This window comes from Niabella aurantiaca DSM 17617 (assembly GCF_000374125.1).
GTDB lineage: Bacteria > Bacteroidota > Bacteroidia > Chitinophagales > Chitinophagaceae > Niabella > Niabella aurantiaca.
This window is the reverse complement of the sequence record NZ_KB893644.1, coordinates 91,138-114,681: the sequence shown is the minus strand read 5'-3', so window position 1 is coordinate 114,681 and position 23,544 is coordinate 91,138. Positions and strand designations below refer to the sequence as shown.

The following is a 23,544-nucleotide window of genomic DNA, read 5'->3' as shown; positions in this document are numbered from 1 at the left end:
ATTTTTTCCTACCTTGTATTTTTAAATATAAGAAGACAAACCCGCGGCCTCGTTTTCTGGCTGCAGGCTATAAATAAAAACACAGATGGCATTTCCAAAGCAAAAACTGGAAGAAAAATATAAAGAAATATACCAGCAGCTCAATGACCAGCAACGCATTGCCGTAGATACGCTGGAAGGTCCTGTAATGGTGATCGCAGGTCCCGGTACAGGAAAAACACAGATCCTGGCTGCCCGGATCGGGAAGATCCGGCTGGAAACAGATGCGCTTCCTGAAAACATCCTTTGCCTTACCTATACCGATGCGGGCGTGGTGGCCATGCGCAAACGCCTGCAGCAGTTCATTGGCGCCGATGCTTATAAAGTAAACATTTACACTTTCCACGCTTTCTGCAACGACGTGATCCAGGACAATCTTTCTCTTTTTGAGAAAAACTCCCTGGACCCCATTTCAGAGCTGGAGCGGATCGAATACTTTAAAAAGCTGATCGACGCCTTCCCCAAAAACCATCCCCTGAAACGCTACCGGGGCGACGTCTATTTTGATGCGCCGCACCTGCAGCAGCTATTCTCGGCAATGAAACGCGAGGGTTGGACGGCCGCCTTTATCAATGAAAAAATTGATGCCTATATCCAGGATCTCCCCAACCGGGACGAATACATTACCAAGCGGGCCACCAAAGATTTTAAAAAAGGGGATCTGCGCACGGATAAAATTGCGGAAGCCACAGAAAAAATAGAAAAGGTACGTGCAGCCGTAAATGAGTTCGATACCTTTCAGCAATTGCTGAATGAAAAGCGCCGGTATGATTTTGATGATATGATCAACTGGGTGATCCGCGCCTTTGAAGAAAATGAATCGCTGCTGCGCAACTACCAGGAGCGCTTTCAATATATATTAGTAGATGAGTTCCAGGATACCAGCGGTACACAAAACCGGATCGTACAGCTGCTGATCAATTACTGGGAACAGCCCAATGTGTTTGTGGTGGGCGATGATGACCAGAGCATCTATCGCTTCCAGGGCGCCAACGTGCAGAATATGCTCGATTTTGCACAGCAATACCAAGATGCATTAAAGACCGTTGTGCTGACCAACAACTACCGGAGCATCCAGCCCATACTGGATGTGTCCAAATCGGTCATCTCCGGGAACAGAGAGCGACTGGTAACCCAACTCCCCGGACTGAGCAAAGAGCTGGCGGCCGCTAACGCAACCATCAATCACCTGACCACCCTACCGGAACTGATTGAATACAACAGCGAAAAAGAGGAGATGGCCGGCATTTGTATGGAAGTGGACCGCCTGATTCGGGAAGGGGTAGCACCCGGCCGCATTGCCGTCATTTATAAAGAAAACAAGTACGGGGAAGAACTATCCAATTACTTCCAGCTGATGCAGGTGCCTGTTTTTAGTAAGCGCCCCGTCAACCTGCTGCAGGATCCGCTCATCAAAAAAATGATCACCACCCTCCGCTACCTCAATGCCGAGCATGATATCCCTTACGGTGGCGATGAGTTATTGTTTGAATTATTGCATTACGATTTTTATAAGATCCCGCCTATTGAAATTGCAAAGCTCAATGTAGAAGTGAATAACCGGCAATTTAAAGGCGAAGCCATTTCCCTTCGCCAGCTGCTTTCCGAGAAAGCCAACCGGCCGCCAAAAGATCTTTTTGACACCGGCATTCATCCGCAACTGAAACAGTTCAGCATTACGTATGAACAACTGATCAGCGATGTATCTAACCTTACCCTGCAGCAGCTGGTAGAAAGCGTGATCCGGAATGCAGGTGTACTGTTCTATGTGATGCAGCATCCGGAGAAAATAGAGCTGATGCAGTTCCTCTCCGCCTTTTTTGATTTTGTAAAAGAAGAGAACAGCCGCAACCCCGCATTCAGTCTGGACGGCCTGATCGGAATCATCGACCTCATGGAAAAAGAAGGAGTTCCGCTGGCCATGACACGCACCATCGGTAATGATAAAGGTGTAAACCTGCTAACGGCACACGGAAGTAAAGGGCTGGAGTTTGAATATGTGTTCCTGGCCGGCACCAACGCTTCCTATTGGGAAAAAAAGAAGAGCTTTCCCGCGATCTTTAAACTTCCCGATACCATTTTCAGCACGCAACCGGAAGGAAGCTCCACCGAAGAACTACGCCGGCTATTTTATGTAGCACTTACCCGGGCAGAAAAGCATCTGCATATTTCCTGGGCCAGGCGGAACAATGCCGGAAAGGAGCTGGAACCCTCCATGTTTATAGCGGAGATCCTGGAGCAACACGAGCTCGGGATCCGGAACCGGTCCATACCGGAAACCGATATGACTCAATTCCGGATGCTGCAATTTACGGCCCAGGCACCTTCTATTGAACAACGCGAAGAAGATTTCATTACTCCATTGGTAGACCGGTTCGTGATGAATGTAACAGCGCTCAACAGCTACCTGGACTGCCCGCTGCGGTTTTACTACCAGAACCTGATCCGCATTCCCTCCGGTAAAAATGAGAATACGGAGTTCGGAAGCGCCATCCACTTTGCGCTGGAACGCTTTTTCCGGAAGATGCGGGAGAACGCCAACAATGTCTTTCCGCCGGTGCAGTCGCTCTATGAAGATTTTAAATGGTACATGCAACGTCACCGGCAGAACTTTACAAGGGAATCCTTCAAACGCCGGATGGAGCAGGGCGGTATCATCTTACCGGAATACTACAACAACTATATCGATGCCTGGAATAAAGTGGTGGTAGTGGAGCTAAACATCAAGAACGTGGTGGTAGATGGTGTTCCCTTAAAAGGCAAGCTAGATAAACTGGAATTCAATGGCAAGGATGTCAATGTAGTGGATTATAAAACCGGTAATGTTAAATATGCACGGCCCAAACTGCTGCCCCCATCCGAAAAAGATCCGAACGGGGGTGATTACTGGCGGCAAGCCGTTTTTTACAAACTACTGGTAGATCATTATGATGCAAAGAGCTGGACCGTTGCCAGTAGCGAGTTTGATTTTATTGAACCGGATGAGAAAAAGAACTTCATTAAACAAAAGATCCATATTCTTCCCGAGCATCTTGAGATCGTCCGGAAGCAGATCCGGGAAACCTGGCAACATATCCAGAACCGTGATTTCTACAAAGGCTGCGGAAAAAAAGATTGTCACTGGTGCAATTTTGTAAAGGATAACCAGCTTTATACCGATCTGGAAGCGATTGATGAAGATGAAGAATGATTACCACGAAGAACCAATAGTCCACCCCCATTGCGGCTCATTTATTTCACGCAATGACGCAAAGAAGCGGTGGACGCGGCACGGTGCCCGGGTGCATTTTAAATTGTCGCGCTCGCATAAACGCAATGTCACCCAAGATGTCATCCCGGGCCTGTCCCGGGATCTATTCCTGTTTCAGGGTCTATGGAACGACCATATGCATAGATGCTGAAATAAATTCAGCAGGACTGCGACAATTTGAGATGCACCCGGGTGCCCCGCTATGGCCTGCCTATTCAAAGAATGCCTATTTTTACACCCTAAATCCATTTCGCTTATGACCGATATCTTTTCCCCCGAAGGCGCACAATATATGATCAGCCGCATTGAGCAATTAACACCTGAAAGCAAGCCTTTATGGGGTAAAATGAGCGTAGACCAGATGCTAGCACACCTTTGCGTGATGTACGAAACAGTCTACACAGAAAAACATCCCAAACCAAAAGGCTTTTTAAAATGGATTATGAAAACTTTTATCAAAAAAGCAGTCGTAAACGAGGTCCCGTATAAACGCAACATAAGAACAGCCCCGCACTTTCTGATCACCGGTCCACACGATTTTGAAAAAGAAAAAGAACGGCTGACCGGCTATATCCGCCAGACGGAGGAACTGGGAGAAGCCTATTTTGATGGCAAAGCATCTCATTCCTTTGGGGACCTTACAAAGGCAGAATGGAACAATTTGTTTGCCAAGCACCTGGATCATCATTTAACCCAATTTGCAGTATAACCGCAGATTTTAAACTACAGCTACGGGAGTTTTTACAATTGCACCGGCATTCCAGGTTTTCAGGCGCAGGGCCTTCCTTCACCCCAGGGGAACAACGAACTATGGGAAAATGCAACGGAAGTCCTGCAGAAAAACGTAATTTAGTAGTACGGAGTCCTTCACACGAAAGCAGGTTCATAAAAACGTTTGCATACATGCTACGATTATTATTCTTCCTGGCAATGCTGCCGCTGGCAGGCAGTGCTCAAACAGGATCACAGGATACCAGTTACCGCAAATCCCTGGCAGACAGCCTCGGTGCTGATGCATACGGCATGCGTGCGTACCAGTTCGTATTGCTGAAAACCGGCGACAGCCTTATTACCGATAAAGAAAAACTGTCGGCGCTTTTCAAGGGACATATGGAAAATATAGACAAACTGGTTACTGCCAACAAACTGATCATTGCAGGTCCCTTTGCAAAAAACCCCGAGCAATACAGGGGACTGTTTATTTTCACGACTCAAAACAAAGAAGAAACCCTGGCGCTGCTGGAAGCGGACCCGGCCATTAAAGCCGGGCTGCTGAAGGCCAGTATCTATAGCTGGTACGGGTCTGCCGCACTGCCCATGTATCTCCCCTTTCACAAACAGGTCCAAAAAAACAAACACTGACAAGAAATGAGCATCCGGGAGGCCAGAAATCTGATCGCACAGCTGCCGTTTTCCCACGGGGCACCTCTGCGTTGGGCAGACCTCGGTTGCGGAACCGGCACCTTTACCCATGCCTTGTCCGGAATCCTCCCCGCAAACAGCACTATTTATGCCTTTGATAAAAGCAAGCAGGTATTTAATGCGCCCGGCATCCGGTTTTTCCGGCTCGATTTTGAGAAAGAAGACCTCCCGGTACCTCCGCTTTCCGGTATCCTGATGGCCAATTCCCTGCATTACGTCAAGGATCCGCTGGCGTTGATAAAAAGACTCCGGCAGCAACTGGTACCAGAAGGCTTAATCGCGTTGGTGGAATACAACACCGGCATCTCCAGCAGCTGGGTGCCCTTTCCCATTCCATTTTCGAAGGCAGCGCAGCTGGCTGCTCAATGTGGCTTTAAACATTTTCATCTGCTGGGCACCAGGCCCTCTGTGTATCATGGAGAAGGCATGTACGCCATTGCTTTCGCGGCTTGAGGCAAAAATTCATTTTCTAACGATAAAAAGTCAAAACATGCGTATTCTCAAAAAAATCCTACTGGCGATCGTAGCCCTCATTTTGCTGGTACTCCTGGTAGCCGCGTTTGTAGACGGCAAAATCAAATTTGAAAAATCAGTAGCCGTCAATGCCCCTGTTGACAAGGTATGGCCCCATGTCAGCAGTCTTGCAGCCATGAACACCTGGAGCCCCTTTGTAAGCAAAGATCCGGCGATGAAGAAAACAAATGAAGGGACCGATGGCACCCCCGGCGCCCGGTTCTGCTGGGAGAGCCAAAGAAAAGATGTAGGCAGGGGTTGTCAGACCATTCGCTCGTTGAACGCTCCATCACTGATCGAAACCGATCTTAAATTTTATACGCCTTACGAAAGCGACGCACAGGCTTACGTAAAGCTGGAAGCAGCTGGTACCGGCACCAAGGCCACCTGGGGATTTAGCAGCGAGATGCCTTATCCGTTCCGCATTGTAAAACTGTTTATGAACATGGAGAAAATGATGGATCCGGATTTTACAACGGGGTTAGAGCGACTGAAAAAACTGGCAGAACAGTAGTTAAAGCCGTCCGGAAAGTTCACCCGAATATTCAAAATAATCACGCAGAAGCGGATGGAAAATACTTCATTCGTCTTTCTTTTATCGCAGGATCAAAAATGAGCCGCGCCTCGTGACTGTTTTGTAACCTTAACGGATGTATCACCCGCTCTTTTATGCGTCCCGCTTCAGATTATAATACCCTTTACAATATCTCCATTATCAACAGTGCCCTGGACCCCGGGCGGGCAGACAGGTAGCAGCATATTTTTATGTGGCACTTACAGACAGTTTGATGACAAAAACCCGTGCTCTTTTTTGATGCAGCGGGTTCCCTACATTTGTATTGAACAAAAAGATACCGCCCGTGGTTATTAAAACCTCAGGTGTTTAAAAACACGAACCGCCAATCAAACAGAATATATGATACATGACTACCTACTCATCTCGATCGGGGTTGTAATAGCCGTAATGCTGCTGGTCATTCTGGGCCAGCGGTTAAAAGTAGCCTATCCCATCTTCCTGGTCATTGCCGGGCTGCTCATCAGTCTGACTCCCGGTATGCCCGTGTTGCAGATCAACCCGGATATCGTATTCCTCATCTTCCTGCCGCCCATCCTTTTTGAAGCAGCCTGGTTCACATCCTGGAAGGATTTCTGGAAATGGCGCAGGCCGATCTTCCTGCTGGCTTTCGGGTTGGTGTTCCTTACCGCGTTGGTGGTAGCCCTGGCTTCATCTGCTCTCATCCCCGGGATCACCCTCGCGCTCGGATTCCTGCTGGGCGGCATCAACTCACCTCCCGATGCCGTTGCCGCTACATCGGTTTTAAAGCATATGAAGATCCCCAAACGCGATATTACTATTTTGGAAGGTGAAAGCCTGGTGAATGATGCTTCCAGTTTGATCGTTTTTAAATTTGCTTTAGCCGCCGTAATGACCGGCCAGTTTGTATGGTATCATGCGCTCAAGGACCTGCTGATTATGGCGTCCGGGGGCATCCTGATAGGACTGGCCGTTGGCTTTCTTTTTGCCTGGCTCCTCAACCGGATCCGGTCCAACTCCAATATTGATACCGTGCTTACCCTTGTTGTGCCCTATGTGATGTACATTGTAGCGGAACGCCTTCATTTTTCGGGCGTACTGGCCGTGGTAGCCGGCGGGCTGATGATGTCGTACCACTCCCATTGCTTCCTGAGTCATACCACCCGCATACAGGCTGTGAATGTCTGGAGTACCCTGATCTTCCTGATCAATGCCTTTATCTTTATCCTGATCGGCCTGGAAATGCCGGTTGTGGTGCAGGGCATGAAGAATTACTCTATTGCCGATGGCATTAAATACGCCGTGATCCTGGGCGGCATTATTGTAGCCACCCGCATTGCCTGGTGTTACCTCATCGCCTTCGCCCCCCGCTGGTTCTCAAAAAAGATCCGCAGAACGGAACCCGATCCGGGCTGGCGTGCGCCCCTGCTCATGAGCTTTGCGGCCATGCGGGGTGTGGTATCGCTGGCATCGGCACTGGCCATTCCCCTGCTGCTCCCTTCCGGCGAGGCCTTCCCGCACCGGGATATCCTGCTGTTTGTAACCTTCGTGATCATTGTACTCACGCTGGTTGGACAAGGTCTGCTCCTGCCCCTGTTCATCAAATGGCTGAACATTAAAGAAATTGATGAAGTGCTGCCGAGGGAAAAGCAGGAGGTAATGATACAGGCCAGTTTGAAACATGCCGCGCTTACGGCCATTAACAGTAACTACCAGCAGCAGGTGGCACAAAACTCCCTAGTGAACCATCAGAAAAGAAAACTGGAGACCGACCTGGAATTGTTATCGAATAAACTTCAGTGTATCGCCACATCTGCGCATCATGCAGAAGTGGCCACGGTGAATAAAGACATTGCGCGTGAGCTGATACAGGTACAACGGCACCAGCTGCTGCGCCTGCGGCATGAACAGCAATTTGAGGACGCCGTGATCCGTAGCCAGGAAATGCAGCTGGACCTGGAGGAAGCCAAGATCACGGGGTTTGAACATTAATGGTAGAAACTTCGTCTTTTCGAGCGTAGTCGGGAAAACCCTGCTGATCATCCTCAATAGGTGAATTCATAAAATTGCTTTGCTTGGATAATTCCGTAAGGGCCGCTCCGCTACGGTTGGGGCGATGATAAATTTCGACCTCGGGCTATTGGCTCAAAACCTTCACTTTGCCATGCCGTAGAGCATAAAATCAATGAGTGGATCACAAACACGATTATGGTCACCCTTGTTTCAGGGTCTATGTGAATGACATGTAGATGCTGAAACAAGTTCAGCATGACCGCAACCCATAAATTGGCCAGTCATTTGCAGGAAGAAATTGAATACAAACACCAATGCTCCAATTCAAAGAAGAAGGCATTTATTTCCCCGTGGCCGATCTTTACATAGATCCCTGGAAGCCCGTGCCCCGTGCGGTGATGGTTCAGCCGATGCGATGCCTCTTACCCTTCGAATGGAATACAGAAGGCCATCGGCCTGATCCTTCTTTCAACTCCGGAATTTATTCCGGAGATACAACCCACTAATAAGTGACGGAGTGCCGTAGGCACGGTACATTTCAGTCAGGGGGATCTCCGGTCCTGGTTCAGGTATATCGAGCCTTGCGAATCCGGCGTTGGTATATCAAACAGCCTAATACAAAGGAGGCTGGCCTTTCACCGGTAGCTGGGAACCTGAGAACTTTAACAGCACTGAAAATGAACAATATACCGCCCCACTTTCAAGGATAAAATACTTACCGGAAAAGCAGTAAATTTGTGATGTGTTCCCCTATTTGCTGATTTATAAAATAGCCCGAAGGAAAAAGATTGTTACCATCGTGTCTATCTTCCATACCAGCAGGGATCCCGGAAAAAAATATAAATGAGTTAGTTTGTACCCTTCCTGATCATTATTATAACGCCTGCAATTGTTCATATTCAAAATAAACAGGATTGCGAAGAAGGAACTATAGCAATTGAGTTTGATTGTACCTGGGAATAGAAAATGGATTGGGAGTACTAATCAAAAACTGGAAAGTGGTTAAAACAAGCGTGTCAGAAATTGTATATTTCTAATGTTTGACTCTACTGCAGGCTCACGCTTCGACAAGCGCAGCGTGACATACGGATCGTTCTTCATCCGTAAACCGGGTTAAGGGAACGGGCAGTTCCGTGTGAGGGATATAGAGGGCGGCCGCTAACAGCAGCCGGTGCGCAGCACGGAACCCCGGCATGGCCCGACCCCGGCCGTATGTTGGGCACGATTTATGGGGATGCGATGAAGGGCCGGGGACACGCCCAAATAATCCCCTGACTGAACAACGCTCCTGCCTGACCGGGGCATTTTCCGGATTCGTGTTAACTTTATAAAAAAAATGGAGCCGCAAACCGTAACACATGAAGAAACCTATAACGCGCCGGTAGAAAAAGTGTGGCTGGCGCTTACGGATAAGGACCAGATGAAAAGCTGGTACTTTAACATCCCTGATTTCCGGCATGAAGTGGGCAGCAGCTTTGAGTTTTACGAAAGTGAAAAGCAAGAATTTCTGCACCGGTGCACCATTACAGAGATCGTTCCCCTGCAAACGTTTCAGCATACCTGGACGCACCCGGAGCAAAGCAAGGGCATTTCCCTGCTTACCTGGGAGCTGTTCCCGGATGGGGACAAGACCCGCGTATTGCTTACCCATTCGGGCATTGAGCAACTGGCAGATGGGGGCGAGGCCTTTGCAAAAGAAAACTATGAACAGGGCTGGAAGGAAATTATGGGCAGGTCGCTTCGCGGCTTTCTGGAGCAATGATGCGGGTGGTAGCAGCTACGGCTGCGGGCACCTTGTTAACGGCCCGTTCCTGCTGGTAGCGCCGGATAAAAATAAAACAAAGCCCCAGGCCGGCAAAGGCCATTACCGCACCCACCAGTGAAGGATACTGGTACCCGAATCCATGCTTCAGCGGGATACCGCCAAAGTAGGCGCCTAATGAATTGGCTACGTTAAAAGCCGCCTGCATAATAGCAGCAGCCATCATCTCCGATTTTTTGGCCGAACGCAGCATGAGCACATTTACCGGGGTACCCACCGCCATGGACAGCGCCCCGCAGATAAAGGTAAGCGCCAGGGATACCGGCTGGTTACCGGAGAAAAAGAATACGGCAATGAGCGCGGCCACCATTAACGAAAAAAGGATCGCCGCTGCCTTAATGGGCTTCATCTGGTCGGCCATATAACCGCCTACCAGGTTGCCCACCACCATGCCTCCACCAGCCAGCACCATGATATAGGAAATGGAACTTTCGCTAAAACCGGATACACGGGTCATGAGCGGGGCTATATAACTGAACCAGGCAAATAATCCGCCAAAACCGATACCCGTAATGGCAATAATGAGCCAGGATTTTTTTGTTTTAAAAAATTGCAGTTCTTCCCGCAGGCCGGTGGTTTTCATACTCGGCATGGCGGGCAGCCACAGGTGCAGGAACAGGATGGTGAGCGCACCGATAAAAGATACCATTCCAAAGGCCAGTCGCCAGTTAAACTGGTGCCCGATAAAGGTAACCAGCGGCACCATGGCCAGGTTGGCTACGGTAAGTCCGGTAAACATCATGGCAATGGCCCGGGCCTGCTTGCCTTCCTGTGCCAGCCGCGAAGCCACGATAGCCCCTACCCCAAAGAACGCACCATGGGGCAAACCGGAAAAGAACCGAGCAAAGAACAAACTGTAAAAACCAGGCATTAATGCCGACAGTCCGTTAAACAGGGTAAACAGGACCATGAGCCCGATCAGGATCCGTTTGGGCGGGTACTTGGCGGACAGGGCCACTAACAGCGGCGCACCGATCACCACACCCAGCGCGTAGGCGGAAATAAGATAGCCCGCAACGGGGATCTCAACGCCCAGCGACTGCGCCACGTCCGGAAGCAGTCCCATAATCACAAATTCTGTTGTTCCAATAGCCAGACCACCGAGGGCCAGGGGAAATAATTTTTTATTCATTGCTTTTAATGAAGATCGTCTGTTAATAAAATGTGTAGTTAGTACACATTATCACTCGTCAAACATAAACCACTCTACGCAAAGTACTTTTAATAGCTGGCTTTACGGGTACAAAATACCACCGGCAGTATGATACCCAACTGCTATTATGGGTGGTGGGTGTCGTTATAGATATTAGAAAACGACTTATTAATTACTCATTCACAATGGGTTAAATGAAAGGCAATTGAGAAAATCATTTATGGAGTTGCAAAGATGCCGTTACTGCCAATGCGGATAAAACAGCGGACAAAAGTAATATTATGAGCGTGCTTTTAACATGTATTTGGGAGCCAGGTATTTTGTTTGGGGACGGGGAGACTGATGAGACAGGGCAGAAAGAGGGATGAAGCATAACGCCTCGCTTTGCGCTGCTTTTTGCCTTTGAGTCTTCGTGGCCTAAAACTTTTTTCTTCCCCAACTGTTCTTTTACTTGCCTGTTTCCCGGAAAAGCCGGGTGCAAACAGTAAAACCGGAGATATGAGCCGTTTACAAAACATCAGGTATTCCATCCTGGACCTGGCTACCGTTTGCCAGGGCGATACCTTACAACAAAGCTTTGAACGCAGCCTGGAAAGTGCCCGCCATGCCGAACAACTGGGCTATACCCGGTACTGGTTCTCCGAGCACCACAATATGGAAAGCGTGGCCAGTGCTGCTACTTCGATCCTCATTGGCTATGTAGCCGGCGGCACGCAAAGCATTCGCGTAGGATCCGGCGGTATTATGCTGCCCAACCACTCACCGCTGATCATCGCCGAACAATTTGGCACCCTCGGTATTCTGTACCCTAACCGGATTGACCTAGGGCTGGGACGGGCACCCGGTACCGACGCGCTCACGGCCATGACCATCCGCCAGGCACCGGTAAACATACCCTATGATTTTAAAAGCAATATTGAAGCCCTGCAACAATATTTCAGTAAAGAGAACAGTCACTCCAAAGTACGGGCGCTCCCCGGCGAGGGCGTGGATATTCCTTTATGGGTACTGGGATCCAGTACCGACAGTGCCTACCTGGCCGCGGAAATGGGACTGCCCTATGCCTTTGCCGCGCACTTTGCCCCCGCGCAACTGATGCAGGCGATGGAGATCTATCAGAGTCGCTTTAGACCTTCCGCAGTGCTCAGCAAGCCCTACGCGATGGCCTGTGTAAACGTCATTGTTGCTGACAGCACCGCCGAAGCAGCAGCGCTCTCCACCTCGCTTTACCGGATGTTCCTGGGCATTTTTACTAATAGCCGCGCGCCGTTGCAACCTCCTATTACCCATGAAGCATTGGAAAAACTCTGGACCCCGGAACAGAAATACGGAGTGATGCATATGCTGTCCAATGCCTTTTTTGGAAGTAAAGAAAAGGTAAAAGAGGAGCTATCTGATTTTATTGAGCAGACCGGAATACAGGAGCTGATGGTGATTTCCCAGGTATTCGATCAGAAAAAGAAACTGCGGTCCTATTCGTTGCTGAAGGATATTTTTAGTGAGGGGTGATTTTTCTTAAGAGGGGACGGGGAGACTGAGGGAACACCGGAATATAGAAGTGTTGACTAGCTTTCAAAAAAGGAAGCTCCTGCACTGTAGACCGTTTGCTTTTTACATTTTACATGCATTATTTTAAATTCCTTGAGCTAACTTACAGTTATGAACTGGAGTTGGCTTCTTGTGGCGGAAGTATTGTATGTGATCCTGGTGATCCTGGTTTGCATGCGGGTGATCTACGACACGCGCAGCGCTACCAAAACACTGGCCTACCTGCTGCTGATCATCTTCCTGCCGGTGATCGGCATGTTTACCTACTTTTCATTTGGCATCAACTACCGGAGAAGAAAGCTCTATAGCAAAAAGCTGCAGATGAACGAGACCATGGAGCGATCACTAAACAACCGGATACAGACCACTTCTCTGGAAGCATATGACCAGGGCAAGGTATCCGTGGCCAATAACGACCGCCTGTTTCATTACCTGCTAAAAGAAGGTAGTCCGCTCACAGGTGGAAACCAGGTAGAGCTCCTGCTCAACGGTGAAGAAAAATTTCCCCGGGTGCTGGAGCAACTGCGCGCAGCCACGCACCATATCCACATCGAATATTATATTTACGAGAACGACGAAACCGGGAATACCATTGCTGATCTGCTCATTGAAAAAGTACAACAGGGCGTGGAAGTCCGCTTTATCTATGACGATTTTGGCAGTCACTCCATCCGGAGAAAAATGGTCAAACGCCTGCGCCAAGCAGGTGTAAAAGCCTTTCCCTTTCACAAGATCATTTTTATTGCCTTTGCCAACCGGCTGAACTACCGCAACCACCGGAAGATCATCATCATTGACGGTCATACGGCATTTGTAGGCGGCATCAATATCAGCAATAAATACTGGAACAAGCCCGCGTTCAATAACAAACTGTACTGGCGCGATACGCACCTGATGATCCGCGGACCTGGTGTTTATTACCTGCAATACCTGTTCCTGGCCGACTGGAATTTTTGCGCCGGCGACCGGCTCTCGATCAATGAACAGTTCTTTCCCGCCCCGCATACCCTATACCACCCGGGGAATGTTCTTGTACAAACGGCGGCCAGTGGCCCGGACTCCGACCAGCCAACCATTCTTTATGCCATTCTACGCGCCATCAGCCTGGCTAAAAAGGAACTGCTGATCACTACTCCATATTTTATCCCGGGCGAAAGCATCATGGAGGCCCTGATCGTAGCGGCTTACAGCGGTATCCGGATCCGGATCCTGGTGCCAGGGATCTCTGATTCTTTGCTGGTGAATACGGCCGCCAATTCCTATTATGCCACCTTGCTGGAGGCAGGCGTGGAGATCTATCGCTATAAGAAGGGCTTTGTTCATGCCAAAACATTGGTATCGGACCGAAACCTCGCAATGGTGGGCACGGCCAATATGGATCACCGCAGCTTTGATCTGAACTTTGAAGTCAATACGCTCGTCTATGATGCCCGCATTGCCGATCAGCTGGCACAGGCATTTGAAAACGACCTGCTGGATGCGGAACAGATCGATGCTGAAAAATGGTTGAACCGGCCGCTATATATACAACTATTTGAAAAAACCTGCCGGTTGTTATCTCCGTTGTTATAATATGCCGGGTTTAGGAATGCTTCTTCATTTTCATTATCGGCTCCTGTCTGTTTGCTCAATTTTCATATTAATAGTATCTTTCTTTTCAAAACCATCGTCAATAATGAAATCTTTCCTGCTGATCGCCGCTGCCGCCTGCATAATACCGTTAAAATCCAAAGCCCAGCAACCGGTAGAAACCAGGCTGTTGAAATTAATGGCACAATACCGCGCGGTGGGCTTATCTGTTGCTGTAGTAAAAGACAATAAGATCATATACAATAAGTCTTTCGGATATAAAAACCCCGATGATAAAACCATTGTCCGGAACACCGATATCTTCCGCATCGCCTCTATTTCAAAATCTTTTACAGCCACCTCACTGATGCAGCTGGTGGAGCAGGGCCGTATCAGTCTGACAGATGAGGTGACCAAGCTGGTGGGCTTCAAGGTAAACAATCCAAAGTACCCAGATGTGCCCATTACGCTGGAGATGATCCTGTCCCACACTTCGAGCATTAATGACAAGAATGGCTATTTTACACTGGATGCTATCAATCCCGAAAAAAACCCGGACTGGGCCCGGTGCTATAATGATTACAAACCCGGGGAAGGGTACCAGTACTGTAACCTGAACTTTAATATGGCAGGGGCTATCCTGGAACGGATTTCCGGAGAGCGGTTTGATCAGTACGTAAAAAACCATATCCTGCAGCCCTTACATTTATACGGAGGTTATGTAGTGGATTCACTGGGGCGCGACCGTCTGGTTCCCCTTTACGAGTACAATGATTCTACAAAAGCATTTGAAGCGGCGCCGGCAGCCTATGCATCGCCCAAAGCAAAACTGGCCAGTTATACCAGGGGATACAACACACCCATATTTTCCCCTACCGGTGGCATGAAGATCTCGGCGCTGGACCTGTCCCGGTATATGATGATGCATATGAACTACGGCACATCCAACAATGTACGCATCATCAGCGAAGCCAGCAGCAGGACCATGCAGACCAAACTGTCTGATAAAGAAAACTATGGCCTTGCGCTTTGGTCTACCGAAAATTTAATCGATGGCGAAAAAATGGTGGGCCATACCGGCAGCGCCTATGGCCTGTACAGCAGCATGTTTTTCCAACCGGAAAAGAAGTTTGGGTTTGTGGTCATTACCAATGGTTGTATTCCGCAGTATAAGAAATCAATGGTGGCGTTGTTGTATGATATTATTAATGCGCTTTATAACGGGATGGTGAAATAATTGTTATTGGCAGCTTTGCAGTTTTGGGCGATGGGAAGACTGAGGGAGATTGGGCATAGGTTTTTTACTAGTAACATATATTTAAGTAAACGGTTAATAAGGAAAACGTCATTTCCTTATTAACCGCTCAGCTGTTGTATCTTCGTTCCTACCCCTTCAGCAGATCTACATATTCCTGGGTATCATAATCATCCATGCCTTCCATTTTCTTGATCAGCTCCCCCTTTTCATTAAAAATAAAGGTAGAAGGAATGGCCTGTACATTGAATAAAAGCGGTAATTGCTCTCCTGGGAAAAAGATCGGCATATTCAGATTTTGCTTTTTCTTAAACGCAGCGGCATCTTCCATCTGATCATCTACCGATAGTAATACAAAGGCTACTTTTTCTTTATCCGTTTTTTTATACAGGTTCTGGATCGAAGGCATTTCCGCGCGGCAGGGCGGGCACCAGGAGGCCCAGATATTTACCACCACTTTTTTCCCTTTCAGGGATTCCAGGGTTACCGGCTGCCCTTTCTCGTCGGACATTTTAAATGCCGGCATCAGAGATACCACAGGTGTTGCCGGTGCGGTATTCATTTCCACATTAGGAGGCACGGCTGCCGTATCTGCCGCATCTTGCTTTGCTTCATTTTTACAGGCTGTAAGGGTGCCCATACCCAAGCCCATCATCAGTATAATTGTATTCAGTTTCATTAATTATTTTTTATTTGTTAAATTAAGATCGATTTATGTCCGGATGCCGTATCAAAAGCCTTCTACTTTGTCGTGCCGGCCCGAAGATTCGGGATTGTTCCAGTCTCTAAAAATGGTTATCTGTTAATAGATTCTGAAACACCCCCGATCGCTATCGGGGGCAGAATGACTATGCTCCATAAGGCGACCATTGGCAACCCTTCATATTTTATACCATAACAGCGCTACTCCGCGGAGGCGCATCAATGCATTCGGGAAACGGATCTGCGGGAAAGCGGGTCTTGGCCGGCGGGTAGTTTTGCTTCAAGATCAACGCGATCAGCGGCAGCGCATATTCTACCACAACCGGTTCAATCGCGATACCCGCAACACCACAAGAGGCCGGAGTTTCCATATCACCGGCAGGAACACGGTGTTTAACAGTCGTATTCACCTGGTGCATCAGCCGCTTGCAGGCCGGTCTGAGCAGGGGTATGCTGAACAGCAGGATGCCTGCTGCCAGCAAACTATATAAGATAATATGGTGCAGTATTTTCAAGACCACGCAAATGTAAAGAAATACGGCATATCATCCGATGGAAGCCTCCGGGTGCCGCTGGTATTCATGCAATTTCGATAACTCCACAATCGTCCCCTTTCCTTCCGCAGATTCATAATATACGGGAACAAATTTCGCACCATTCACCAACTCACTGTACGTATAGCTGGTACGCGCAATCACCGTATTGGAAAAGTCTTCGTCAAAGGCTTTCAGATAGACCATCATTTCAAAATCGGCCTGTTCCAGCTCCGCCATGGTCATATTGTACACCGGGCTCTCCTCATTGATCGGATGCACTACCGTCCAGGATATATGCAGCGAATTAATGGTATTGAATTGCAAGGGCAGGGAAAAATACCGGTAGCTGTCCTTACCGTTCTCATTTACAAGCATGCTTGCCGTAACCTGCATGGATACCTCGCTGAGCATGGCATTTTTTATTGGTGCCAGACGGAACATGATCGCCTTCCCCTCACGGAACGGAGCAATGACCGCATGTTTGCTAAAACGGATATAGGCCCGGGGTTTTACGAAACGGCCATACAGCAACCCGGTAATAATGGCCAGGGTAAGGATGCCCACCAGGGCCTCAATAGAAGCAATGGTATTGGTGATAAATCCGATCGGACTGATACGGCCATATCCTACCGTGGTCAATGTTTGCGAAGAAAAGAAATAGGCCTCTTCAAAAGTCTCAAGCGGCGTTCCCCTTACCAGTCCCTGCAGGTGTGGAATGCAAAACAGGTAATAGATAATGGCAAACAGGAGGTTAATGGTTGTATAAAACCCAATGATGAGCAAGCCGAATTTCCAGCTTTTGAGGTTGATCAAAAAGTTATAAATGCTGTACTTATCAAACATGGAACCCGACCGGTTGATCACATTGGCCGTTCCGTCTTTATTGATAAAGCGGGCATATTTTGCCGTTACCGCAGTATTCAACCCGGTATTGTCGACCGTTGTGCCCCGTGCCCGTTTTCTTCCCATTGCCATAGGGTGAAATTATTGAAATAAATCCGATTATGGGGCACCAGCTGCATTTATGAAAAAAACGATGGCTCGCAATGGATAAGATCAAACCCCGAACGGGTATCCCCATCAAAAGTTCTTTACCAGCCCGACTCCGTACGACCTGCCGGAAACGGCGGGATAAAAATACGTGGTACTGCCCTGCCGGCCCTTTTTCTGTCCGATATGCAGCTTATTGTAACAGAGGTAGGCCAGGTTAGTGGAGGCAATGCCAAACCCTGCGCCCGCCACCACATCCCCTAGCCAGTGCCGGTTATTATACATCCGGAGCATACCGGTTGCCGTTGCAGCCAAATAGCCGCCAATACCATACCAGGGTGATACATCTTTGTATTCTCTACGGAGAAACTCCGCCGAGGCAAATACGGTTGACGTATGGCCGGAAGGAAAGGATAACCGGTTGCTGCCATCCGGGCGCTCTACATTGGTAATATGCTTTAACGGCGTAACCAATGCCGCATTTATACCCAGTGACATGGCATATAGAATAGCTTCATGCCCCAGCGTATTTTTTCCTTTTATTCCCAGTGCCCGCAATGCAAATACCGCAACGCCGGGCGAGTATTCCAGCATATTGTCGATATGTGTTCCAAAACCGGGATGATCTTCTACAATTTCATTCTTTGTTGTTTGATTCAATCCTTTGAGCAGGTTCGTGCCATCTGCCAGTCCGCCCAATGCGATCAGCATAGCCGGCGCAACAAATTGCTTTAACCGGACCCGGCTGCCGGAGGCCGGCAACTCCCGGGATCGCACCGGAACAGTGTCTGCCACCGATGCCGTGGAATCCTGCTGGGCTAACAGCGAAAAGGAGAAACCAAAACACAGACAAAGGAATATGATTTTTTTCATCCGTAAATTTTTATGGGTTTAATAGCCGGATGTAACTTTTGGTGCTTACAATTTAAGACGGAGTGACAGGTTGACCACCCTTCCGTCAATGGGCGCCCATAACGGTTTGAATTGAGGATCGGTTACAGACCCGGTATACAGGGCTTCCACATTGCTTTGTTTATAATTCAGCAGGTTTTCACAGTTCAACACCACGGTTACATGATCGCCCAGCTGCTTTTGAATCACCGCTGCCATAAACATATAACCGGGATTACCGGATCCGTCCAGCCGTTTTTGGCTTCCATTATAAGAGCCTTCCAGTCCGGCCATTAATCCGGCCGTTTCAAAATCACGGGCCAGTACAAACGACATCCGGTTCCGGGGCGTCAGCGGCATAAATTGCTGCTGTGGCAGATAGTTCCGCGTTACTACGGTATAGGTATATCCGGCATACAATTCCCATTCATTCAGCCTGGTCTTTACATAGGTATCAAAACCGCGGCTGAGTACATTTTTATTCCCGTTCTGGTATAACAGCGATCCATCCGGGTTAATGGTTCCGTAGATCGGATCTTTGATCTGTGTAAGGAAGAAGGCCTGGTTTATGAACAGGCTGTTTCCCTCATCCCAGTCGAGCTTGTAATTTACTTCCGCATTATACCCCACCGATTTTTCAGGCGTGATATCGGCCGGCAGGGCAGCAATTTTATCCGGGGTATAATCCATATACCAGGGTGTAAAAGGATTGGGCACTTTATAGCCCCAACCTACTCCCAGACGTGCAGCCCAATGCGCATTAAACCGGTTAAAAAAAGCCAGTCTTGGCAAAAAGAAGTTGCCATATTTCTGGTGATAATCATCCCTCAGACCCAGTTCCAACGCAGCCTGATCCTTTATGGTCCAGGTATTTTGCGCAAAGGCCCCGATGGTATTATTGCTCAGCGAAGCGATCGGGATGAACTGATTTTGATGCGTTGCCTTGAACAGGTCGCCGGTTACGTTTACCCCGCCTACAAAGCTGCTCTTATTCCCATAAGGGATCAGTGTGGACAGTTCACTATAATAGCTTAGCTGATCGCCTTTATAGTTCAATTGGGCATCGGCAAAATTATTGGTATAATCACTGACCGTGTTTTTAAAATACAGGCTTTTGCCACTGTCAAAATGGTGCTCCACTACCAGTTCGCCGGTATGACGGGTGGTATTGTTCTGCTCAAAATACTGGTGCACGGCATCGGAGTGTCCCTTTAACACCTGCATATCCCCTCCCTTCGCATTATTTACGTTCCCGTTGTAACCGAGGATAACGGTGGTATTTTTTGGATAGAAAAACAAACGCGGATGTATATTATAACTATTCAGCTTCGGCACATCCGAAAAGCCATCCTTGTTTACATCCACCGGGTTCTGATGTATATACCCTCCGAAAAGCGTATACCCAAATCCTTTATACCGTTTCGACAAATAGACATTGACATCGGTTTCCTTCAAGGTGGTCTGGTTCAGCGTAATGCTTCCTTCCTGCGCCGCCGTTGGCCGTTTCGAAATAATATTGACCAATCCTCCAATAGCGCCACCACCGTATAGAGTAGAAGCCGATCCTTTTACCAGTTCGATCTGTTGCAGATCCAGCGGCGGAATGGTAAGAATTCCAAACCCGCCGCTAAAGCCGTCATACAGGGGCATTCCATCGCGCAGGATCTGCGTATATCTTCCGTCCAGCCCCTGGATACGCACATTGGAATTACCCGATGTAGCGCTGGTTTGCTGGATCTGCACACCACTTACATCCCCCAATATACTGGCGATATTGGCCGGCCGGATGCCGTTTTCCTCATTCATTTCTTCTTTTCCCAATACTTCCACCTTTATAGGCGCATTCTCAATGGATTGTTTATTGCGGGTGGTAGCCACTATCACCACTTCGTTCATTTCCTTAGCAAGAGCACCCATTTTTATGACCAGCGTTGTGTCATGCGTGATATGGATGGTTAATTGTGCTTTTTCATACCCTACCGCAGAAAAAGAAAAATGATGCGCTCCTGCAGGAACCTGTAAAGCAGCAACGCCACTGGTATCTGCAATGGTTGTTGCTTTTCCGTCCTCAGAAACGGTAACGCCCGGAACCGCCTTATTCGAAACCGAGTGTTGAAACTGAAACCGCAGTTTTGACTGGGCATGGATATTCAAACTAAAAAAACACCCCGCCAACAAAACAAAAATCCTGTACATCGTATGCGTTCGTTTTTATTATGCGTCTACCGGCTAATCTTTTTGTGCACGTAAAAAAGTTCCTTTTTCATCAAATAAATAATCCGTCTTCTTTATTTCAGCTTCATAACTTACGGTACCATCTGCCTTTGTTATTTTAGCGGTTTCGCTTACAGTGCCCAGTTTTTTCCGGGTTATATAATCTTTTGCAGCTTTGGGAAATGCACCTCCGGATATGGCCGTTTCGGTTTCGATCAGCCTGGCGTCTTTGTCGTATACCACACTTGTTTTTACGCCTTTGCTGGTAAATGCCGCTTCATAATTGCCATCCTCTTGTTCCCATTTGGCTTTGGTGCCGGGATACTGGTGCTCAAAAGCCGTTTTTACAGCAGCCGGAACATTTTTCGATTGAGAGAAGCCCATGAGGCTGATGCCGGCAAACAGGCCGGCCAGTAAGATCTTCGTTTTCATTTTTAATATTTTTTAGCGTAGGATAAAAATCGGACGGTATAAAATTGGGAAGTGATTCTGTAGAAAAATGGAATTTCTGCAACCTGGCTCTCCGTTAACAAAAAATTAGGAGGCGCTAAGAAAGGAAACTGAAAAATAATGTTGCTGCTCCAAAAAACGGTATTGAAGCTGATGCCCGTACAACTCGCAGATCTGTTTGCAGATCTCCAATCCCAGCCCCATACTTCTTGAATCCATTGATTGTTTTTGAAACCGCTGAAAGATCTGCTCCCCGTTCAATGCAGAACCCGAGGTGGTATTGCTTACCGTAAAAGTATGTTGCGTCAATGACATCCTGATTGTACCCCCCGATGTCGAATGCCGAAACGCGTTTGAAAAAAGATTACTGACCAGGATATCGATCAGCGGTCCATTGGCTTCTACCCGGCAGGTTTCCATCGGACCGGTTTCGAGTTGGATCTGCTTCTCTGTGACCATGTCTGCAAATTGATCGGCCGTGTGCATGACCACCGTTTTAATATCAATGGATTCCGTTTCCGGGAACTGGTTGTTCTCGATTTTTGTTAACAACAATAAGGTACGATTCAACTTCTGAAGCTTTCGAATGCTAATGGTCAATTCTTCAATAAGTCCCGCCTGTTCCCCGTTTACGCGTGTTTGCAGCAACAGGTCCAGCTTACTTTGAATGATGGCCAATGGCGTCTGTGTTTCATGGGCTGCATTTTCCGTAAATTCTTTTTGCGCCTTGTAAAGGGTGGCATTCCGCAATAACAGTGCGTCCAGCGACCGGTTCAATTCGCCAAACTCCTGTATAGCCGTCCGTTCAAACTGAGGGGTTTGATGTTTGTCTACCCGGTAATCCGCCAGCTTGCGCAAGGTATCCTGGAAGGGCCTCAAAATATTGCGGGAAAGGTTACGGTTAATAAGAAACAGGCCCGCCAGCAGGAAAAGAATAAAAACAAATTGCAATGCAGAGATACTTTGTACAAGATCCATATCCTCTAACATGGATTTTTGAATCTGGAGAGAATAGTACACCCCATTTACACCGATCACCGATTCCAATACCCGGTGCTTTACCATCTCATCATCATCCGGTATAAAAATATCTTTGTTGTAAAAGCTGTCCCGGACCACAGTATCTTTCGTAGGAACAATGATCACGCTATTATTATAGGAAGTAAAATCTTCCGGCGGGCCGGTCTCCAGTTTCTTCTGGATCCAGTTCTTCTGGTATCCCAGCGATTCATCCAGGTTATACATCATGATACGCTGCACCAGCAGATAAAATAACGGTACCGATAAAATGGCCAGTAAGATCGTGTACAGGCTGTACCGCGTGGATATATAATGGATCAGCTTCAAAGCACTTCAAATTTATACCCCATTCCATAAACCGACTTCAGGTAGTCATCTGCACCCGCAGCCGCCAGTTTCTTCTTGAGGTTTTTGATATGCGCATAAATAAAGTCAAAGTTTTCGAACAGATCGGCATCCGACCCGGAAAGATGTTCCGCAATAGCGGTTTTGGATAATACGCGGTTCTTATTAACGATAAAATAAATGAGCAGATCAAATTCTTTTTTTGTAAGGTCCACCACATTGTTATGTACCCTTACCATGCGGGAAGCCGTATCTATTTTGATTTCATTCAGCTCCAGCTCATTGCTGCCCTCAAATTTCCGGCGGCGGATCACGGAAGCCACGCGCGCACTCAGTTCAGGCAGATAAAAGGGTTTAGCCAGGTAATCATCCGCACCCAGCTGCAACCCGGCTATTTTATCATCCAACGCGTCCCTGGCAGAAACCACAATGATCCCATCCATACGTTTATCCCGCCTCAGGGTCCGGAGCAGGTCGAGGCCACTTCCATCGGGCAGCATAATATCCAGCAGGATACAATCATAATCAAATACCTCGGTTTTCGCCAGGGCATCCGACGCGGTTACCGCTACCGCACAGGCATAACCCTCCTGCTTCAGGTAAGTAACGATACTTTTGCTCAATGCAGGTTCATCCTCAACAATCAGGATATTCATACCCTCAAAGTTGACTAATAATGCTGAAGGAAAACTGAATTTCCGGCACTAAAAATGAACATCAATAATGCTCTTCAGCGGAATCAGGATGCCCCCTTTTAATGAAATATGATTTTCCGTGAGTGACCATACGGTTGTTTCCACAGACTGGGGCCCCTCGGTTGTATTGAATGTAACGGTCGTTTTGCTCTTAAATTCATTACCCAGCCGCACGGCATAACTCAGATGTTGTTTCCAATGAATACTGCGGTCTTCCTCTGCCTGGATAATATGATATTGCTCTATCGCCTCCTTGGGAATCAACTTTTCAAACATAGAATATCGTTTAATCGTTTCTACCCAAATTTACTGGTATTTGTTGTTTTATATTCAAAAAATTATACAAACGGCGTTGCCCTTCTCCGTAAAAACATCCGTACGTTTACAATTAAAAAAGTAGTCTGTAAAAGCCCCAGAGCCTTCCATGACAGCCCGTTCCGGGCTATTCATCCACGGTTCCGGTCCTGCCGGCGGGGAAACCATATGTACGCTTCTCTTTGTTACCCGGCGGCAAAGCACGACATAGAAATAAAGATGGTTTATTGCTCTTGATCTTTAAATATAGCACCATGGTCGGCCAAT

At 47.9% G+C, this 23,544-nt stretch carries 21 protein-coding genes; 11 read left to right on the top strand and 10 right to left on the bottom strand.

All coding sequences use genetic code 11. The features are described from left to right. The first annotated feature begins 85 nt into the window (after window positions 1-85). From B160_RS0119740 to B160_RS0119695, 8 genes are all read left to right on the top strand, one after another. On the top strand, window positions 86-3,229 hold the full coding sequence (locus tag B160_RS0119740; RefSeq protein ID WP_018629659.1) for an ATP-dependent helicase: 3,144 nt from the start codon (window positions 86-88) through the stop codon (window positions 3,227-3,229). Window positions 3,230-3,545: 316 nt separating this feature from the next. Continuing rightward, the gene (locus B160_RS0119735; RefSeq protein WP_018629658.1) at window positions 3,546-3,998 is read left to right on the top strand and encodes a DUF1569 domain-containing protein; all 453 of its coding nucleotides are present in this window, start codon (window positions 3,546-3,548) and stop codon (window positions 3,996-3,998) included. 194 nt (window positions 3,999-4,192) lie between these two features. Then, a complete protein-coding gene (locus B160_RS0119730; protein WP_018629657.1) occupies window positions 4,193-4,651 on the top strand; it encodes a YciI family protein in 459 nt (152 codons plus the stop codon). Window positions 4,652-4,657: 6 nt separating this feature from the next. Continuing rightward, complete coding sequence (locus B160_RS0119725) at window positions 4,658-5,164, top strand: class I SAM-dependent methyltransferase (RefSeq protein WP_018629656.1); 507 nt, start codon at window positions 4,658-4,660, stop codon at window positions 5,162-5,164. Window positions 5,165-5,201: 37 nt separating this feature from the next. Beyond that, on the top strand, window positions 5,202-5,738 hold the full coding sequence (locus tag B160_RS0119720; protein WP_018629655.1) for an SRPBCC family protein: 537 nt from the start codon (window positions 5,202-5,204) through the stop codon (window positions 5,736-5,738). A gap of 402 nt (window positions 5,739-6,140) precedes the next feature. Beyond that, window positions 6,141-7,751, top strand: coding sequence for a Na+/H+ antiporter (locus B160_RS0119715; protein WP_018629654.1), 1,611 nt, complete (start codon window positions 6,141-6,143; stop codon window positions 7,749-7,751). Between the two features lie 763 nt (window positions 7,752-8,514). Next, the gene (locus B160_RS32615; protein ID WP_018629652.1) at window positions 8,515-8,619 is read left to right on the top strand and encodes a type II toxin-antitoxin system RelE/ParE family toxin; all 105 of its coding nucleotides are present in this window, start codon (window positions 8,515-8,517) and stop codon (window positions 8,617-8,619) included. A 489-nt stretch (window positions 8,620-9,108) separates the two neighbouring features. After that, window positions 9,109-9,534, top strand: a complete 426-nt coding sequence (locus B160_RS0119695) for an SRPBCC family protein (RefSeq protein WP_018629650.1) — start codon at window positions 9,109-9,111, stop codon at window positions 9,532-9,534. Here the strand turns inward: B160_RS0119695 and B160_RS0119690 are convergent. Continuing rightward, on the bottom strand, window positions 9,497-10,726 hold the full coding sequence (locus B160_RS0119690) for an MFS transporter (protein ID WP_018629649.1): 1,230 nt from the start codon (window positions 10,724-10,726) through the stop codon (window positions 9,497-9,499). The two genes, B160_RS0119695 and B160_RS0119690, sit on opposite strands and share 38 nt — an antisense overlap. Window positions 10,727-11,245: 519 nt before the next feature. Between B160_RS0119690 and B160_RS0119685 the strand changes: the two genes are divergently transcribed. From B160_RS0119685 to B160_RS0119675, 3 genes are all read left to right on the top strand, one after another. After that, window positions 11,246-12,256, top strand: coding sequence for an LLM class flavin-dependent oxidoreductase (locus tag B160_RS0119685; RefSeq protein WP_018629648.1), 1,011 nt, complete (start codon window positions 11,246-11,248; stop codon window positions 12,254-12,256). Window positions 12,257-12,406: 150 nt separating this feature from the next. Next, window positions 12,407-13,867 carry a cardiolipin synthase gene (gene cls, locus B160_RS0119680; RefSeq protein ID WP_018629647.1) on the top strand — a complete coding sequence of 487 codons (1,461 nt, stop codon included), beginning with the start codon at window positions 12,407-12,409 and terminating at the stop codon, window positions 13,865-13,867. Window positions 13,868-13,970: 103 nt separating this feature from the next. After that, entirely contained in the window at window positions 13,971-15,101 is a 1,131-nt protein-coding gene (locus B160_RS0119675) for a serine hydrolase domain-containing protein (RefSeq protein ID WP_018629646.1), read from the top strand. A 148-nt stretch (window positions 15,102-15,249) separates the two neighbouring features. On the opposite strand, the gene B160_RS29740 is transcribed toward B160_RS0119675, so the two are convergent. From B160_RS29740 to B160_RS0119630, 9 genes are all read right to left on the bottom strand, one after another. Further along, window positions 15,250-15,798 carry a TlpA family protein disulfide reductase gene (locus B160_RS29740; protein WP_018629645.1) on the bottom strand — a complete coding sequence of 183 codons (549 nt, stop codon included), beginning with the start codon at window positions 15,796-15,798 and terminating at the stop codon, window positions 15,250-15,252. Window positions 15,799-16,006: 208 nt separating this feature from the next. Further along, window positions 16,007-16,336, bottom strand: coding sequence for a hypothetical protein (locus B160_RS0119665; protein WP_040680175.1), 330 nt, complete (start codon window positions 16,334-16,336; stop codon window positions 16,007-16,009). A 30-nt stretch (window positions 16,337-16,366) separates the two neighbouring features. Next, window positions 16,367-17,332 (bottom strand): ion channel, encoded by a 966-nt coding sequence (locus B160_RS0119660; protein WP_018629643.1) that lies wholly within the window; start codon window positions 17,330-17,332, stop codon window positions 16,367-16,369. Window positions 17,333-17,437: 105 nt separating this feature from the next. After that, window positions 17,438-18,220: a phosphatase PAP2 family protein gene (locus tag B160_RS0119655; RefSeq protein ID WP_018629642.1), complete on the bottom strand. Its 783-nt coding sequence runs from the start codon at window positions 18,218-18,220 to the stop codon at window positions 17,438-17,440. A 45-nt stretch (window positions 18,221-18,265) separates the two neighbouring features. Beyond that, entirely contained in the window at window positions 18,266-20,434 is a 2,169-nt protein-coding gene (locus B160_RS0119650; RefSeq protein WP_018629641.1) for a TonB-dependent receptor, read from the bottom strand. A 33-nt stretch (window positions 20,435-20,467) separates the two neighbouring features. Further along, a complete protein-coding gene (locus B160_RS0119645; RefSeq protein ID WP_018629640.1) occupies window positions 20,468-20,884 on the bottom strand; it encodes a PepSY-like domain-containing protein in 417 nt (138 codons plus the stop codon). Between the two features lie 105 nt (window positions 20,885-20,989). Beyond that, complete coding sequence (locus B160_RS0119640; protein WP_018629639.1) at window positions 20,990-22,249, bottom strand: sensor histidine kinase; 1,260 nt, start codon at window positions 22,247-22,249, stop codon at window positions 20,990-20,992. Further along, window positions 22,246-22,923 carry a response regulator transcription factor gene (locus B160_RS0119635; RefSeq protein WP_018629638.1) on the bottom strand — a complete coding sequence of 226 codons (678 nt, stop codon included), beginning with the start codon at window positions 22,921-22,923 and terminating at the stop codon, window positions 22,246-22,248. Before B160_RS0119635 ends, B160_RS0119640 begins: the two co-directional genes overlap by 4 nt. A 48-nt stretch (window positions 22,924-22,971) precedes the next feature. Next, window positions 22,972-23,238 carry a hypothetical protein gene (locus tag B160_RS0119630; protein ID WP_018629637.1) on the bottom strand — a complete coding sequence of 89 codons (267 nt, stop codon included), beginning with the start codon at window positions 23,236-23,238 and terminating at the stop codon, window positions 22,972-22,974. Between the last annotated feature and the right edge of the window lie 306 nt (window positions 23,239-23,544).